Origin of the sequence: Staphylococcus hsinchuensis (assembly GCF_038789205.1) — a bacterium.
Classification (GTDB): Bacteria; Bacillota; Bacilli; order Staphylococcales; family Staphylococcaceae; genus Staphylococcus; species Staphylococcus hsinchuensis.
The window spans coordinates 526,890-543,852 of sequence record NZ_CP128355.1 but is presented as its reverse complement, the minus strand read 5'-3'; the positions used below and the strand labels follow the sequence as shown (position 1 = coordinate 543,852).

At 31.4% G+C, this 16,963-nt stretch carries 19 protein-coding genes and 1 pseudogene; 8 read left to right on the top strand and 12 right to left on the bottom strand.

What is annotated here, in order from left to right:
* The first annotated feature begins 3 nt into the window (after positions 1-3).
* The 4 genes from QQM35_RS02740 (at position 4) to QQM35_RS02725 (ending at position 2,818) form a co-directional block, all read left to right on the top strand.
* On the top strand, positions 4-678 hold the full coding sequence (locus QQM35_RS02740; RefSeq protein WP_060550996.1) for an IS6-like element IS257 family transposase: 675 nt from the start codon (positions 4-6) through the stop codon (positions 676-678).
* 222 nt (positions 679-900) lie between these two features.
* On the top strand, positions 901-1,791 hold the full coding sequence (locus tag QQM35_RS02735; protein WP_251521907.1) for a LysR family transcriptional regulator: 891 nt from the start codon (positions 901-903) through the stop codon (positions 1,789-1,791).
* 109 nt (positions 1,792-1,900) lie between these two features.
* Entirely contained in the window at positions 1,901-2,425 is a 525-nt protein-coding gene (locus tag QQM35_RS02730) for an acyl-CoA thioesterase (protein WP_251521905.1), read from the top strand.
* Between the two features lie 9 nt (positions 2,426-2,434).
* Positions 2,435-2,818 carry a hypothetical protein gene (locus QQM35_RS02725; protein ID WP_251521904.1) on the top strand — a complete coding sequence of 128 codons (384 nt, stop codon included), beginning with the start codon at positions 2,435-2,437 and terminating at the stop codon, positions 2,816-2,818.
* Positions 2,819-2,881: 63 nt separating this feature from the next.
* Here the strand turns inward: QQM35_RS02725 and QQM35_RS02720 are convergent, their stop codons facing one another.
* The 5 genes from QQM35_RS02720 to QQM35_RS02700 all read right to left on the bottom strand — a co-directional run bounded on the left by QQM35_RS02720 (position 2,882) and on the right by QQM35_RS02700 (position 9,019).
* On the bottom strand, positions 2,882-3,433 hold the full coding sequence (locus QQM35_RS02720) for a TetR/AcrR family transcriptional regulator (protein WP_251521901.1): 552 nt from the start codon (positions 3,431-3,433) through the stop codon (positions 2,882-2,884).
* Positions 3,434-3,675: 242 nt separating this feature from the next.
* Positions 3,676-4,605: a glycine betaine ABC transporter substrate-binding protein gene (locus tag QQM35_RS02715; protein ID WP_251521899.1), complete on the bottom strand. Its 930-nt coding sequence runs from the start codon at positions 4,603-4,605 to the stop codon at positions 3,676-3,678.
* 17 nt (positions 4,606-4,622) lie between these two features.
* Positions 4,623-7,097 (bottom strand): MMPL family transporter, encoded by a 2,475-nt coding sequence (locus QQM35_RS02710; protein ID WP_342610481.1) that lies wholly within the window; start codon positions 7,095-7,097, stop codon positions 4,623-4,625.
* A 333-nt stretch (positions 7,098-7,430) separates the two neighbouring features.
* On the bottom strand, positions 7,431-8,330 hold the full coding sequence (locus tag QQM35_RS02705; protein WP_251521895.1) for an ABC transporter ATP-binding protein: 900 nt from the start codon (positions 8,328-8,330) through the stop codon (positions 7,431-7,433).
* Complete coding sequence (locus tag QQM35_RS02700; protein ID WP_251521892.1) at positions 8,330-9,019, bottom strand: ABC transporter permease; 690 nt, start codon at positions 9,017-9,019, stop codon at positions 8,330-8,332. The genes QQM35_RS02705 and QQM35_RS02700 overlap by 1 nt, the downstream gene beginning before the upstream one ends.
* A 282-nt stretch (positions 9,020-9,301) precedes the next feature.
* On the opposite strand from QQM35_RS02700, the gene QQM35_RS02695 reads away from it, so the two are divergent.
* Positions 9,302-10,081 carry a hypothetical protein gene (locus QQM35_RS02695; protein WP_251521890.1) on the top strand — a complete coding sequence of 260 codons (780 nt, stop codon included), beginning with the start codon at positions 9,302-9,304 and terminating at the stop codon, positions 10,079-10,081.
* Between the two features lie 61 nt (positions 10,082-10,142).
* Here QQM35_RS02695 and QQM35_RS02690 read toward each other — a convergent pair whose 3' ends face one another.
* The 3 genes from QQM35_RS02690 to QQM35_RS02680 form a co-directional block, all read right to left on the bottom strand.
* Positions 10,143-10,790, bottom strand: a complete 648-nt coding sequence (locus QQM35_RS02690) for an SdpI family protein (protein ID WP_251521888.1) — start codon at positions 10,788-10,790, stop codon at positions 10,143-10,145.
* Between the two features lie 14 nt (positions 10,791-10,804).
* Complete coding sequence (locus QQM35_RS02685) at positions 10,805-11,059, bottom strand: autorepressor SdpR family transcription factor (protein ID WP_251521887.1); 255 nt, start codon at positions 11,057-11,059, stop codon at positions 10,805-10,807.
* A gap of 86 nt (positions 11,060-11,145) precedes the next feature.
* Positions 11,146-12,552, bottom strand: a complete 1,407-nt coding sequence (locus tag QQM35_RS02680) for a PLP-dependent aminotransferase family protein (protein ID WP_251521885.1) — start codon at positions 12,550-12,552, stop codon at positions 11,146-11,148.
* 133 nt (positions 12,553-12,685) lie between these two features.
* Here QQM35_RS02680 and QQM35_RS02675 point away from each other — a divergent pair, with 133 nt between their 5' ends.
* Both QQM35_RS02675 and QQM35_RS02670 read left to right on the top strand, forming a co-directional pair.
* Positions 12,686-13,300, top strand: a complete 615-nt coding sequence (locus QQM35_RS02675; protein WP_251521883.1) for a LysE/ArgO family amino acid transporter — start codon at positions 12,686-12,688, stop codon at positions 13,298-13,300.
* A 138-nt stretch (positions 13,301-13,438) separates the two neighbouring features.
* Entirely contained in the window at positions 13,439-14,431 is a 993-nt protein-coding gene (locus QQM35_RS02670) for a DUF418 domain-containing protein (RefSeq protein WP_342610480.1), read from the top strand.
* Positions 14,432-14,506: 75 nt separating this feature from the next.
* Here QQM35_RS02670 and QQM35_RS02665 read toward each other — a convergent pair whose 3' ends face one another.
* The 4 genes from QQM35_RS02665 to QQM35_RS02650 form a co-directional block, all read right to left on the bottom strand.
* Positions 14,507-14,722, bottom strand: a complete 216-nt coding sequence (locus QQM35_RS02665) for a hypothetical protein (RefSeq protein ID WP_251521879.1) — start codon at positions 14,720-14,722, stop codon at positions 14,507-14,509.
* A gap of 229 nt (positions 14,723-14,951) precedes the next feature.
* Positions 14,952-15,572, bottom strand: coding sequence for an IS6 family transposase (locus QQM35_RS02660; protein ID WP_342610479.1), 621 nt, complete (start codon positions 15,570-15,572; stop codon positions 14,952-14,954).
* Between the two features lie 20 nt (positions 15,573-15,592).
* A complete protein-coding gene (locus QQM35_RS02655) occupies positions 15,593-16,267 on the bottom strand; it encodes an IS6 family transposase (protein ID WP_002512555.1) in 675 nt (224 codons plus the stop codon).
* Between the two features lie 25 nt (positions 16,268-16,292).
* Positions 16,293-16,427: a hypothetical protein gene (locus tag QQM35_RS02650; protein ID WP_425356336.1), complete on the bottom strand. Its 135-nt coding sequence runs from the start codon at positions 16,425-16,427 to the stop codon at positions 16,293-16,295.
* A gap of 60 nt (positions 16,428-16,487) precedes the next feature.
* Between QQM35_RS02650 and QQM35_RS02645 the strand changes: the two are divergent.
* Positions 16,488-16,766 (top strand): annotated as a pseudogene (locus QQM35_RS02645) (LLM class flavin-dependent oxidoreductase); the annotation flags it as partial.
* Positions 16,767-16,963: the final 197 nt, after the last annotated feature.

The following is a 16,963-nucleotide window of genomic DNA, read 5'->3' as shown; positions in this document are numbered from 1 at the left end:
TGTATGAACTATTTCAGATATAAACAATTTAACAAGGATGTTATCACTGTAGCCGTTGGCTACTATCTAAGATATGCATTGAGTTATCGTGATATATCTGAAATGTTAAGGGAACGTGGTGTAAACGTTCATCATTCAACGGTCTACCGTTGGGTTCAAGAATATGCTCCAATTTTATATCAAATTTGGAAGAAAAAGCATAAAAAAGCTTATTACAAATGGCGTATTGATGAGACGTACATCAAAATAAAAGGAAAATGGAACTATTTATATCGTGCCATTGATGCAGAGGGACATACATTAGATATTTGGTTGCGTAAGCAACGAGATAATCATTCGGCATATGCATTTATCAAACGTCTCATTAAACAATTTGGTAAACCTCAAAAGGTAATTACAGATCAGGCACCTTCAACGAAGGTAGCAATGGCTAAAGTCATTAAAGCTTTTAAACTTAAACCTGACTGTCATTATACATCGAAATATCTGAATAATCTCATTGAGCAAGATCACCGTCATATTAAAGTAAGAAAGACAAGATATCAAAGTATCAATACGGCAAAGAATACTTTAAAAGGTATTGAATGTATTTACGCTCTATATAAAAAGAACCGCAGGTCTCTTCAGATCTACGGATTTTCGCCATGCCACGAAATTAGCATCATGCTAGCAAGTTAAACGAACACTGACATGATATATTAGTGGTTAGCTATATTTTTTTACTTTGCAACAGAACCATTTTTATTCTGTCTTACTCAGATTAATAATTATGCCCCTCTTTTCGATAAGTTGGCTTTCACCAAACACACGCAGGGTATAAAATAGATTTATAGACTAAGAAAAGTAATATTTATATAAAATGTGATTGAGCGCATTTGGATAATAGGAGGGAAAGACACGTTGGAACTCAAACATATGCAGTATTTTGTAGAGGTTGTAAATGAAAAGAGTATGACCAAAGCTGCAGCAAAGCTTTTTATTACGCAACCTACGATCAGTAATACAATTAAATTAATTGAAAATGAACTTGAAGTTACTTTATTTAGAAGGTATAAGAATCAAATCTACTTAACTGATGCTGGAGAAGCGTTTTTCTTTCAATGTAAAGAAATGTTGAAGATGTATGATAATATCCCAAATGAGTTAAGTAATTTATTAGAAATGAAAACAGGTCATCTTAAAATTGGTATTCCGACTATTATTAACATTAGAAAGTTAATTAAATTGATTTCACAATTTCATAAATTGTATCCTAATGTCTCTTTCCAACTTTTCGAAAACGGTAGTAAGAAAATAGAGCATGATATCTATTATGGTGATCTTGATATGGGGATTACTGTGTTGCCTACAAATAATGAGATATTCGATAATTTCTCTATATTGGAAGAGCGTCTAAAGTTAGTGGTGCATAAAGACCATGAACTAGCTAGTAAATCATCGATTGATATACAAGATTTAAAGGATCAAGAATTCATATTATTTAGTTCTGACTTTTTCTTAAATGACAAAATTATTAATACGTGTCGTAATCATAATTTCAATCCGAATGTCATCTTTGAATCAACGCAATGGAGCTTTATTGAAGAAATGTTACTCAATAATATGGGAATCTGTATTTTGCCTGAAGGTATTTTGCAATTGCTGGATAGCGATTTACTCACAATCGACATTAACGAGCCAACGATGAAATGGGAATTGGCTATTATTTGGAGAAAAGATGTCATTGTTGATTCCTTAACTAAAAATTGGATTAAGTTTATTCAAGAAAACTATTTACTAAAAAAATATTAGCTAAGGTCATTTGTGAAATTTATACCTTTATAAAAAATGGATATTTTATATTTATCTGCTCATCACATAAACTATAATACGTAAAAATAAATATTACGGGAGTTTTTTGATGGAAAGATATAAGTACCCTAAAGAAAGTAAGATTGTCAGTACGGATCAAGTTTTGATTAATGACTTGAACAATTACAATACCCTTTTCGGTGGCGTATTGATGAAGAAAATCGACAATAACGCGACCCTATCAGCACGTAGACATGCCAGAGTTAAAGAATGTGTTACAGCCTCAACTGACTCTGTAGAATTTTTACACCCCATTACACAATCTGATTCCGTTTGTATTGAGTCTTCTGTCGTTTATACGGGAACAAAATCAATGGAAATCTTCTGTAAAGTGATTTCAGAAGATATGATTACAGCAGAAAGAAAGATTGCTGCCATTGCATTTCTTACTTTCGTAGCCCTAGATGAGGATAAAAAGCCTATTACAATCCCTAAAATTAAACCCCAAACGGATGAGGAACAGTTTTTATACGATCACGGCGCAGAAAGAGCAGAAATTCGTAGAAATAAAAGAAAGCAAAGTAAGTTAATTCTAGAAGCATTAGATATCAATAAACCTTGGGAAGTGGAGTAGTGATTGAAGATGATTAAATTAAAAAATGAAATGGAAGAACTAAATCAATTAACTCAAGATTTCGACGAATTAAGAAAATCTAACCCTGATTTATTTAGCAATTTAGAATATATTGCCAGTCTCACAAGACAATTAAGTGTGCCATATAAATATTTAGGGCTCTTAATTTTTTCAAACGATGAAAAGACATTAGAGTTAAATAGACCCGCATTAATTAGTAATTCAGTACTAGATTTATACGAAGGTGAAGTTAAAAAGGTAAGCACGCATCCAGAGTTTAACGCTTTTGTAGAACTCGTTAATGATTATCAAAACGTGACTTACTCACAAATGTTTTTATTAATATTAGGTGCTGAGCCTAGCTTCGTATTCCAAAATACAATTATTAAATAATGAAGCGTAACCCCCAAAAAAAGAGGTTTTTGCAGTAGTTTCTGCAAAAATCTCTTTTTTTATCTATAATTCTTCTTCTATAAATTTTATGAGTTCTTTCGGTGTAAATTCATATTTATGGACTAACCATTGACGCAATACTTCAACTAACATCATACTCTTTACATCACAAATTAAATGCGGGAATCGTGACTCACGAATATGAGCGGCAAGTTCATCTTCGTGTTCTTCGCAATCCGTTTTAGCAAAAGCCCCTTCAAACATTTCATTGCTAATAATTTGTTGGAAGTCACGGAAGACATCCTCTTGTTTGGAAGAAAGTAATAAATGTCTGAATGTACTTCGGTGATCATCAATGTAATGAAATAAACTCTCAATCGCGTTTCGCTTTTGATGTATATGTTTGGTACCAAATAGTAATTCTCCAATATATTGCATAATATGGTACAATAAATCATTTTTATCTTCAAAATAACGGTAAAAGGTACTTCGATTGATTTCCGCTTCCTGACATATTTGTTGTACGGTAATGCTATCAAAGTAATGATGTTCTAATAGTTGATAAGATGTACTAATAATATGTCTGACGGTTCTTTTTTGTGCAGAAGTTTCCATTCCAACACTCCTCATTAACGCCTACATTTTCTCGAACTATAAATTTCAATAAATTTAAGGTACCACAATTATTCGTATTTTTCCAAAATGTAATAGCGCACATTATATTTTAGCGTATACTTTTATAAAAAACTGGGACATATCTTTACGATAATGTCCCAGTCGTCTGGAGAATTTAACAATTTTATTTATTAACTTTGGAGGTTTTATTTATATGAAAAATATAACAGCATCTTTATCAACTATTTTTTAATATCTTTAATCCAGTCATCTACTTTATTTTCATTGTTATCCACGTAGTCTTTCGCTACATCTTCAGGATTTTTTCGATCGACGAACATTTTCTTAGCTATTGTTTCTTCGTCTGAATGACTCCAATCATCTGACATACGTGTTCCAATTTGATATGCAGCTGGATGTGTTTTTTCAAAGTCTTTATTAAATACTAGATTAATATGTTGGTTATCATCACCATAAATTTTATTAGGGTCATCTAGCATTTTGAATTTCAGCTCTTTAGCAATCCAACTCGGTTCCATAGCTGTGAATAGAATTGGTTGTTGTGCTTGATGTGCTTTTTGAAGTTGTTTGAACTGTGCTTGGTCTGAAGATTCATTAAGTTCATAGTCTTTTAGATCGCCCGAACCAATTTCATCTTTCGTAGCCTTCATCACACCGTTTCTTGCATCAGTTCCTTGAATTTTGTGATTTACAGCTTTACCAAATTGTTCGTTGTCTTTTAAGTCACTGATAGAATTAATATTTTGTGCATATTGTGGTACAGCTAAACCAACTTTCACATCATCTACAAAGCTGTGTTTATCATACTTAGTTATCTTACTCTTGAACTTATCGTAGTATGATTTATCAACTGTTGGGAAGATCCCTGAAGCATGAAAAGCATCTTTATTGCCTGAAACGTCAGCATATAATGGACCACTTGCTTGTACAGGTGTTGTCGTCACATCATAGCCTGCTTTTTTCAATACTTCTGCAATAACTAAGGAACGGGCTGCAGAATTATCTGTCGCCACATATGGAATCTCTATATCTTTGTTACCAAGAGAAGGTTTTTTCTGACTAGAAGATCCATTACCACATGCACTTAGCACAATGGCTAAGGCAAGTGTGGCAATCAAACCCAGTATTTTTAAACTTCTGTGTTTGAACATTCACGATTCCCTCCTTTTTAATGTTTATTATCGTCATGAGCGTCATCATGGTGGTCATTCATGTAATACTCATCTTCATGATATTCATCGTATACTTCTTTGTGATGTGCTTTTGCATAGAGCATCAATGCATTGTATAGAATATTATGATCATCTGTTTTCCATACTAACGTTTGGTATAAATTTGTTGTTTTCAGTTCTCTTATTTTATGAGCATCTCCATGATGTGTATCGTCATTAAACTTTGAAAAATGCATGTAATTTTCATTATTAGATTTATCATTTTCAGAATGACTATCAACGCTATGATCTGTGTGTGTATGGTCATCATCATCATTATTATTATCTGATTCTAATGCCTTACCTTCAACATCTACATTTGGAATAATCGCTGCTAACCATTTTGGTAAATACCAAGAAGCGTTACCGAACATTTTTGTTAATGCTGGGATTAAAGTCATTCTTACGATAAATGCATCAAATAATACACCGAACGCAAGCGCTAATCCCATAGATTTAATTGTTGTATCATCTTGGAATACAAAGGCGATAAATACACTGAACATGATTAATGCTGCAGCTACTATGACAGGACCACTTTGTTTAATACCTGTGCGAATTGCATAATCGTTATCACCTGTCTTACTGTACTCTTCATGCACACGTGTCATTAAGAACAATTCATAGTCGATCGCTAAACCGAAGAGCAATCCAATTACTATAACAGGTAAGAATGCGAGTACTGGACCTGTGTTATCAACGCCAAAGAGACCGCCTAAGAAACCTTGTTGCATAACTAATGTTGTGAAGCCTAATGTCGCTAGTAACGTAAGTACGAAACCGAGTACTGCTTTCAACGGAACTATGATTGAACGGAATACAATCATCAATAATACAAAGGCTAATGCTACGATGACACCTGCGAATACTGGAATGGCACCGTTAAGTTTTTCTGACATATCGATGTTGATTACGCTTTGACCTGTGATTTCTGTATCGAAGTGGTAATCTTGTTGCGCTTGGTCATGATAATCACGTAGTTCATAAGTTAAATCTGTTGTTGATTTCGCGTTTGGCCCTTCTTCTGGAGTAATTGCAATCAATGCATAATGATTATTACCATTTAGTTTTGGTTTTGCTACTGAATCAACATGATCTAAATCTTGAATATCATGACGAATATTATTTAAATCATTATTAATTGATTTTTCGTTGCCACCATCTTTAGTATTTACAAGCATTACAATTTGGCCGTTATGACCAGCACCGAAATTATCTGAAATCAGTTGATATGTTTTATGCTCAGGTGAACCATCTGGTTTAATTCCATTATCTGGCATACCTAATCTCATTTGACTAATTGGTATAATTGCTAATGCTAAAATAAATATACTTAAAATCGCTGCAATCCATGGTTTACCAACTACAAATTTAGCCCAAGGATTATCTTTCTTTTCAACGGCTTTATTTTTCTTTCTATCTTTAATTTTAATTTGTTTATGGAAAATTGAGATTAACGCAGGTAATAATGTTAAAGCTGAAAATACAGCGAATAACACACTCAATGCTGAAGCAAAGCCCATCGTTGCTAAGAAATCAATGCCTACAAGGGATAAACCACAAACGGCCATGATAACTGTAGTACCTGCGAAGATTACTGCACTACCTGCAGTACCAACAGCTAAGGCAATTGCTTCAATAGGTTGGATGCCTTTTTTCACATTTTCTTTATATCTGAATAATATAAAGAGCGAGTAGTCGATACCGACTGCTAAACCAATCATAACTGCTAAGGTTAAAGTTACATTTGGAATATCAAATACCAATGTGAGTAGTGAGATGATACCAACACTAGAACCTAATCCAATGATGGCACTTACGATTGGCATACCTGCTGCAATTAGCGAACCAAACGTGATTAGTAGAATGATAAATGCTACCACAATACCAATCATTTCTGAATTACCGCCAACATCTGACTTCATCGCAGATGCACTTGCTTTTTCTATTTCAAGATTATGGTCTGCTTTTATATCTTGAATTTCATCATCAATGATTTTTTTAGATGAATCTTGTAATGATGTTTGTGGCGTAACGTAATTCACTGTAGCAATTGCAGTGTCGCCACCTTTATCAATTTGACCATCTTTATATGGATCTGACACGTTTAATACGTAATCATCTTTTTGTTTAATGTTATCTAATGCATCTTCAATATCTTTCTTCGTATCTTTATCTTTAATGCCATCATGTTTATGTGAATGGAAGACGACTTTCATCGCTGCCTTCTGACTATCCTGATGGAATTCCTTACTCATCTTATCGTTCGTATCTAGTGATTTTAAGCCATTCATAGTGATATCACTATTAAATTTAGGAGCATGGCTCATTAATGGTAGGATAATCACGAGTAGTAATATTAACCATGCAATGACACTAAACCACTTATGATTAGCTATAACTTTCCCTAGTTTGTATAAAAGTTTTGCCAATATTTTCCCTCCTATTTTTCTATTTTCACATCGGGCACGTATCTATTAATTAGTTATTGAACGTGTCATGTAAATTACATCAATTAATATATCAACTATTTTTTCATCATTACACCATTACTTTTTTTAATGTGTTGAAAAATGCAACACATTTTAAAAAATGACCAACTTTTGTTGTTTTTTATGATAAAAATGCAAAAGAAAACCTTGTGTTATAGTATTTTGTTTTTATTGATGTAAAAACATTTTTGCAACACGATGTATATATGTAGAATTTTTCGAGGTAAAATCAACATATTTTTAGTATTTAATTACATACGTATAGTGTAAAATTTATTGCGATGTTTGACCTGTTTTAATGAATATTTCTTCTAAACTTGGTTCGTGTAAATCAATCGCGTATACTTCCACATCATTGAGGACAAGTATTTTATTGATTGTTGAGACGTCCTGTTTAGATTTTAATGTTGCTTGGAGTCGATGCGGTTTCCAATGGCATTCCGTCACAAACTCACTCAATTTCTGTTCAATACCAGCTGTATCCAACGTTGAATCATTCATGAACTTAACATCTACTTTAATGTCTTGTTCTATTGAAGACTTTAAATATTCCATATCTCCTTGAACTTTAATACGTCCTTGATCCATGATTGCGATTTTATCACTTAGCTTTTCGACTTCATCGAGGTTATGTGAGGTGAAGAATACTGTAGTACCTTGCCTTGCAAGTTTTTTCATTAAATCATGAATCGTCAAAATTGAATTTGCATCAACACCAGACGTAGGCTCGTCTAAGAATACAATTTCTGGATTATTCAACATCGCTTGTGCAAATGCTAACTTTTTCTTCATACCAAATGAATATTTTTTCGCTTTTAAATGAATCGCATCATTCAGGCCAACGTCCTTTAATAATTGAACTAATTGGTCATTTTGCATTTCAGCTTTTAATAATTTATTGAAATATTTCAAATGGTCCAGTGCTGTCATATCGTCATATAATGTCGAATAATCAGGTAGTACGCCTACTTTTTCCTTGCGTGAAGCAAGTTGATACGTCCCGCTTGTAGGTTGAGTTAAACCAGTAAGCATATTAATAAATGTTGATTTCCCTGCTCCGTTTTTCCCTAAAAATCCAAAAATTATACCTTTTTCAACGTTTAAATTTACCTTGTTAACAACTGAATTCGTTCCATACACTTTTTCCAAATCTTTAGTTTCAATTGCATTCATTATAAATCCCTCTTTCTCATAACTAAGATACTAATAATGACGAATATAATTGATATTAAAATTGGCCCGACTGCAAATAGGGAAGTATTTTCGTAAAAAAGATAATGATACGGTGTAATGAAACTAATTATTTTTAGCAAGATATTGTGGGATACCGCTGACCATATACCAACTACTGTAAACATAATCGATAAAAATATACCTAACAAATTAGTAACTAATGGGTTCTTTATCAATGTTGAAAGTAGAATTGTTAAACCGATAAAGTATGTAACAAATGAAAATAACGAAAACCCTCTTACAAAATAGAACTGATGCGCAAAAATCATAATTAATAATAAAGAAACTAACAAACAAATAAACCAAAATATGACAATACTTAAATATTTACCAATGATGATATTCGTCCTACTTGTCTTCGTAGCAATAAAGCGTATCGTTCTCGTTTTCATTTCTTCATTAATAATGTTATGTGACAATGACAAAGTAAATAATGGGCCTGCAAACAATATGGTTAACATCAACCCTGTCGTATAAACATCATTGCCTGGCTGCATATCGATAAATGCAGCATATCTCTTCACACCCGCTGCCACTCCAACTGTTACTGCAAAGATGATGAACACAACAATTATTGATTTAATGCTCTTCATCTGTTTCTTCAACTCATGTAATGTAACGCTAAGCAAGCTGTTTCCTCCTTAAGTCCTTATGATTATTTTTATAAAATTATATTTATTCATCTATTATTATAAATTCCAACGGTATGATTAATGCATTAATTTTAATTTTAAAAGCGCAAAACAAAGCAGTTGAATTTATATAATAATGACATAATAATTTAAGGTTATCACACTAACGCTTATGCGTTAATTAAAATAAAGAAAACGTTAACAATTTTAGAGAAAAACCACTTATTAAAAATAATATATGTTACGGTAAAAATAAGTAATTTAATAATGAGGGATAAAATGACTATATTAATATTATTTTTAGATGCATTATTTTTTACGATTTTAATGATCGGGAGTTTATTCGGTTTATTTAAAGCTGTTTTTGATCCAATGGTAGTTTTAATTTTTTGGATAGCTAGTATTATTTGTTTAGTTGCAGCAATTTATATTAGAAAACACAATTTAAATAAATTCAAAAAGGAAGTTTCAGAGAAAGAGGAAAGCCCTTATTTACGTAAAAATGAATATTTTTACCAAGCACCTTTTTATTTATTTGGTGATATGCATATTAAAATACATGGGTTAGAAGATGGTCTTTGGAAACCTTATTTTAATAATAACTTTTTAAAATGGTTAAGTGACTATAACTTTATTTCTGCAACAGGTGTTAAAGTAACTTCTATGAATAATAAAGTCATATTAAAAAGAACAAAATTATACCAAATCCGTCCTTATTACCAAGTCTTTTTAAACGATAAAGAAATTGGGACACTTGAAATGGAAAGACTAATTAAGGGTGGAATTAAACAACAAACACCTTTTGTCTTCAAAGATAAGCATCATACATACAAATTTCACAATGCTTACTTTTCTACTTCAACAACAATAACAAATGAAGATAAACTAAAAATATTAAAATCTAATCGCTCGATATGGGATTTAAGTACAAATAGCTTTACGAATCGTAAAGGTGAAACGCATAACATTAAGCTAACTGAAGAAGCGACACCATATCCAGTGACGTTATGGATTGGATTATATATTCAAGTAATGATTAATAAGCAACAACAAAAATAATATGACATACTAAAAACCACCTGTAAGTTAAATACTTTCAGGTGGTTCATTCGTTAACGTTTTAATTTTCAGCTATACTACGATACTTTATAAATGAATAAAGTGCAGGTATTAACACTAATATAATAATGAGAATTATTGTGGCAGTAGTATTAATTAAATGAAAGATACTGAGTAATATTAAAATCACTCCACAAATTAAGTAAACACGTGAAGTAAATCTGTGTGTCTTTTTCCAAATCATTTCACTACTTCTTGTCCATTTATTACTTATACCTACCGTGTTGTTTTTGGGAACTTTGGGAAGATAATTACCTACGACGATTAATAATATCCCTACGATGATAGGTGTCACAAATTGAGGAGAAATATTATAACCAAATGCTTTTAAAATCATCATTAAACTTATGATATATACAAACAGTTGAATTATTGAATTCAGAAGGCTATTTAAACGATACGTATGCGAATATGCTCGTTGCTTATGATCTTTCAACAATTTTATATTAGAAATAAAGTATATCACTATAGCTAGGCCAATCATAAACAACGCTGCTAATACTTTGTGCGTTGACCAATTAACGTCACCATTTGAACTATATTGCATAGGTATCTCTTTTCTTAAAAATGGTAATGTACATAACCATGTTAAAATGTGCAATACAATAATCGACCACGTAAACTTTGTTTCTTTTAAAAGTGTTTTCATACAATGTCCCCTTTTTATTTATGAAATTGCGTAATCCACTTTATGACTTCCTCAAATACTGATAAATTCAAATGATAATAAATATACTTACCTTGTCTCTCAGAATAAATTAGGTCATTATACTTCAAAATCTTCAAATGCTGAGATACGCTCGCTTGACTCATATCAAAATGACTTGAAATTTCACTCGCCGTTAACTTCTTATCTTTAAGCATTTCTAATATGTCCCGTCTAGTCTGGTCCGACAAAGCTTTAAATACATCCCTCATAAAACACACCTTTCTACTACTCATTTAATCATTTAAGTAACTACTTAAATGTTATAGCTAAATTCATTAGATGTCAAATGCGTATATTAAATAAGCCTTTCGATAATAGCACTTAATTTTTGTAAAGTTGAATCTATTTCATCTCTTTTAATATATGAATATGAAAAACGTATGTGGTTGGCCGCTTCTTGGTCATATATTTCTCCTGGCTGTATGAGTATATTTTCATTTAGTGCATGATTAAATAGCTGTTTAACATTGACTCTACTATCTAATTCAAACCAAATGTAAAAAGACCCTTCAGGCACTTTCCATGTACCAAAAGATGATAAATATTTGTTTAAACATCGTATAAATTCATCTCGTTTACTTTCTAACTGTTTATTTAAATTTTCAATATGATTTACGTGATATTTTTCCAACCATTCTTTCGCAATGTACTGAGAAATAGAACTCGCACCATAATCATTTTGCATTTTCAAATCTGATAAATGTCTAATCACCTTTTTATCAGCAACTATCCATCCAATTCTTAAACCAGGGCTTACCGTTTTTGATAAACTCCCTAAATATAAAACATTATTACTATTTTCTAAAGATTTCATTGGCATTGTTTCTCGACTATCAAACATTAAATCCGCATAAATGTCATCTTCAACTATTGGTATGCCTCTTACATTACATTGATCTATTATTTTTTGTTTTTCACTTTTTGTATATGTATTTTGCGTAGGGTTATGTAAAGTTGGAATACAGTAAAAAATACTATTATTATAATCGCTGTTTACTTTAAATAGATTATTAATATTTCGCTTAATGTCTTCTATTTTAAAAGGAATAATATTAGCTCTAATATTGTGCCATGTACGAACTGAATTAATATAAGAAGGTGTTTCAATTATTATTTTAGATTGTGGTACTAATAATCCGTCAGCTATTAATTTTAATGCCTGTAATGCTCCGGAAGTAATACAAATATTATCTGTTTCACACTCAACATTCTTCCTCTTCATATACTTAACTATTTGCTGTCTTAATAATAAATTTCCTTTAGGTTCTTCATAATTAGTTGATAACTCCGTACCAGCAGATTTAACTATATCTGCAAATTTATCATTAGGAATCATATCTGGCCCTAACTCTCCCGTACCAACCCGAATTATATTATTATCAAATTCTAATTCATTAATCTTTTGTATGTAATAATGATTATTTTTAGAAATACTATTTCCAATAAAGTCTTGCCATCGTATATTACTTGTCATATACACGTGCCATTTATTCTCTGAAACAAATATTCCTCTTTTTTCAAATGAATCTAATATCCCATAACTTTTTAAAATATCTAACGCCTGAACTACAGTTGATCTATTCACGTGGTATTGGTTGGCTATTTCACGTTGAGACTGTAATTTATCTCCAGGTTTCAACAAACCATCATTTATTTGTTGTATCACATCATCCACTATCTTTTTATATTTGAACTCAGTCATAAAATCATCCAATCTGGTTGGTATTTTATTTCAATACTGGTAGGTTTTAAAAATTTGTTTTTATTATATCATACAACTATCGCAACAAATTAAATCGTTAGATTTATCATAAAATTACAAAGGTGTGGCATTTATGCAATCTATTATTCATGGATTTTTGTTATCCTTAGGTTTAATTTTACCTTTAGGTGCTCAAAATGTATTTATATTTAACCAAGCAGCAAACCATAAAAGTCTTTTCAAAACATTACCAGTTATTATTGCAGCAGGACTTTGCGATACATTTTTAATCACTTTAGCAATATTAGGCGTTTCTCTCATAATCATCTCCATGCCTATTTTACAAATTATGATTTACATTATTGGACTCATATTTTTAATGTATATGGCTTGGAGTTTATGGCATGAAAAACCTAGTACTTTCAATACCTACAATTCGATGAGTGCTAAAAAACAAGTCAGTTTTGCTTTATCTGTATCTTTACTTAATCCTCATGCAATTATGGATACAATTGGTGTTATTGGAACAAATGCTAATATTTACGATGGATGGGACAAAATCTTCTTTAGTTTAACGACTATTTCAGTTTCATGGATTTGGTTTCTCTTTTTAGCTATCGTTGGTAAAAAAATTGGTCATATAGATAAGTCTGGTAAATATATCGTTCTCATCAATAAATGCTCTAGTATCATTATTTTAATAATCAGTATTCTTATATTTAAAAGTCTTTTTGAGTTAATTTTTTAAATAACATCAAATTTCTATTTCAACATGACAATTTTGTAAGTTGATAGCCGAAATTGTCACTTGATTCAAATTACTTCTTTTTTGTATAGATTTACAATGAATATTGTAGAGAAATTGAACAGGAAAGGAGTAATTACTATGCAACTGCGTATTACGTCCCTTGATATTATACGAGGCCTTGCTATATGTGCTGTACTTTTCGTGAATATGCAATATATGACACCCGTTCCATCAGATACACACAATTTTACAAACGTTGATAAGGTTATTGAATCGATTTATTCTATTGTTATTAGAGGAAAATTCATTAGCGTCTTCACTATTTTATTTGGTATTGGTATAGGCATTTTTATAGATAATGCAAAGTTCAAAGAAAGACCGCCTTATAAATTAATGTTTAGACGTTTAATCTTTTTATTTGTCGTTGGTATTCCTTGTATGATTTTAGGTATGCCTTTCTTACAATACGCTTTCGTAGGATTCTTTGTAATGTTTGCAACTAAAATTAAGAAACCTTGGGTTATATTAGCAATATCATTTATTCCATTAATTTTTTCTCTTATAAATCTAATTATTCATAATGGTAATACGCCTAGTATGACATTAACTTTATTCTTCCTAATGTTATTCGGATTATATTTAAGCGAAAGTAAAATCATTTACAATCTTAAGCGTCATTACTACTTCTTATATACGACTTTACTTATCGCATGCATACCTGTCATAATTTGTTTAACTTTATACTATACTGGCACAATAAGTGGCAAGCTTGCACATGGTCTAGCAGAACCTTTCCAAGCAATTGGTTATTTAATGATTCTATTCCTTGTATTCCAATCATCATTTATGAAAAAAGTATTTACTCCATTTGAAAAAATAGGAAAAATGGCCTTTACTAACTTTATATTACAAGGCTTACTTATCATTATTACGTTAAGAATATTTGGATATCTCACACCAAAAGTAGGCATTTTTGTTTCAATCATCATTATCGTAATTAATGTATTACTCTCACACTATTGGTTAAAACACTTTAAACAAGGACCTCTTGAAAAGTTATGGCGCAAATGGACATATAAAAATGTAACTCAATCAAAAACGCAGTCAGCACAACATACAGTTAAAATATAAATATATTTTCAATACAAATAAGCCCCCAAAAGATAGAAAAATCTTTTTGGGGGTTTTTCAAAACCTTTTCACAATTTATCCAAAAATTATCAATAACGTCCCTAACATGAGTAGTATCATCTCAGTGGTTTTGTGTTTGATTAATTCACTTAAAGCAATCATAGCTATACCGATGATGAGTATTTGACCATCAAATTCCACATACCCTAATAAATCACTAATCATCATAATCACACCGTAAATCAATATGCCAATAAATATAATATTTAAAATAATGTTTAAAGCTTTCATCACATGACTCTCCCTACTTAGTTGAACATCCAAATTACCATTATTCATTTAATAAAAAATATTTCATTTCTTCTAAAAACACCTTTGACGCTTCTGACAATGGTTTGTCTTTTTTCCAAATTAAACTTAACTCTGATTGTATTGAGGGGTTAAAAGGAATAAATTTTAAAGGTTCTGTTGCAAAGTAAAAAAATATAGCTAACCACTAATATATCATGTCAGTGTTCGTTTAACTTGCTAGCATGATGCTAATTTCGTGGCATGGCGAAAATCCGTAGATCTGAAGAGACCTGCGGTTCTTTTTATATAGAGCGTAAATACATTCAATACCTTTTAAAGTATTCTTTGCCGTATTGATACTTTGATATCTTGTCTTTCTTACTTTAATATGACGGTGATCTTGCTCAATGAGATTATTCAGATATTTCGATGTATAATGACAGTCAGGTTTAAGTTTAAAAGCTTTAATGACTTTAGCCATTGCTACCTTCGTTGAAGGTGCCTGATCTGTAATTACCTTTTGAGGTTTACCAAATTGTTTAATGAGACGTTTGATAAATGCATATGCCGAATGATTATCTCGTTGCTTACGCAACCAAATATCTAATGTATGTCCCTCTGCATCAATGGCACGATATAAATAGTTCCATTTTCCTTTTATTTTGATGTACGTCTCATCAATACGCCATTTGTAATAAGCTTTTTTATGCTTTTTCTTCCAAATTTGATATAAAATTGGAGCATATTCTTGAACCCAACGGTAGACCGTTGAATGATGAACGTTTACACCACGTTCCCTTAACATTTCAGGTTCTGTTGCAAAGTCAGAAAAAATATAACTAATTATCATTTTAACATGGTAGTATTCCCTTAACTGGCCAACATGTGATTAATTTCGTAGCACGGCGAAAATCCGTAGATCTGAAGAGACCTACGGTTCTTTTTATATAGACCATAAATACATTCAATACCTTTGAGTGTATTCTTTGCCGTATTGACGCTTTGATATCTCGTCTTTCTCACTTTAATATGACGGTGATCCTGCTCAATGAGGTTATTAAGATATTTAGATGTACAATGACAGTCGGGATTAAGTTTAAAATCTTTAATCAACTTAGACATTGCCACCTTCGTCGAAGGTGCCTGGTCTGTAATTATCATTTGAGGTTTACCAAATTGTTTAATAAGTCGCTTAATAAACGCATATGCTGAATGATTATCTCGTTTCTTACGTAACCAAATATCCAATGTATGACCATCTGCATCAATGGCACGATATAAATAGCACCATTTTCCTTTTATTTTAATGTATGTCTCATCAACGCGCCATTTATAATAAGCTTTTTTATGCTTTTTCTTCCAAATTTGATACAAAATAGGAGCATATTCTTGAACCCAACGGTAGATCGTTGAATGATGAACGTTAACGCCGCGTTCTCTTAGTATTTCAGATATATCACGATAACTAAGCGCGTATCTTAAGTAATAGCCGACGGCTACAGTTATTACATCTTTATTAAATTGCTTATATCTAAAATAATTCATAGAGAACGCTCCTTTTTTGTTAAAATTATACTATAAAATTAACTTTGCAACAGAACCATATTTCAGATATATCACGATAACTCAATGCATATCTTAGATAGTAGCCAACGGCTACAGTGATAACATCTTTGTTAAATTGTTTATATCTGAAATAGTTCATACAGGGTTCTCCTTTTTGTTAAATTATACTATAAATTCAACTTTGCAACAGAACCAAAATTATTATCCTCATTTAAATGTCGGAATGTCATTTATTAGAGGTGCCGGCTATCCAAAACAACAATTTGATCAATCGCCAGATCATAGAGAAGCATTAATGGTTGGTAGTACACAGCAAATCGTTGAAAAGATTTTATATCAACATGAATTATACAACCACCAAAGATTTATGGCTCAAATCGACTTTGGTGGCGTACCATTTGACCAAATCATGAAAAATATCGAACTCATCGGTAATGATATTATCCCTCAAGTAAACAAACACCTCAAAAATAAATAATTTTAATATTAACTTAAAAAAAGAGTCTGAGACAACACGTGTTGTCTCAGACTCTTTTTCAACTGGGCAGTAGATGACTAAATTGAAACTGAGCTTATATCAAGCTTTTTCAATCCTAGTCATTCTAGCCGGGGTGGGACTACGAAATCATTGTTAGAAAATCGATTTCTGTCCCACTCCTTTTTCAATTTAGATAA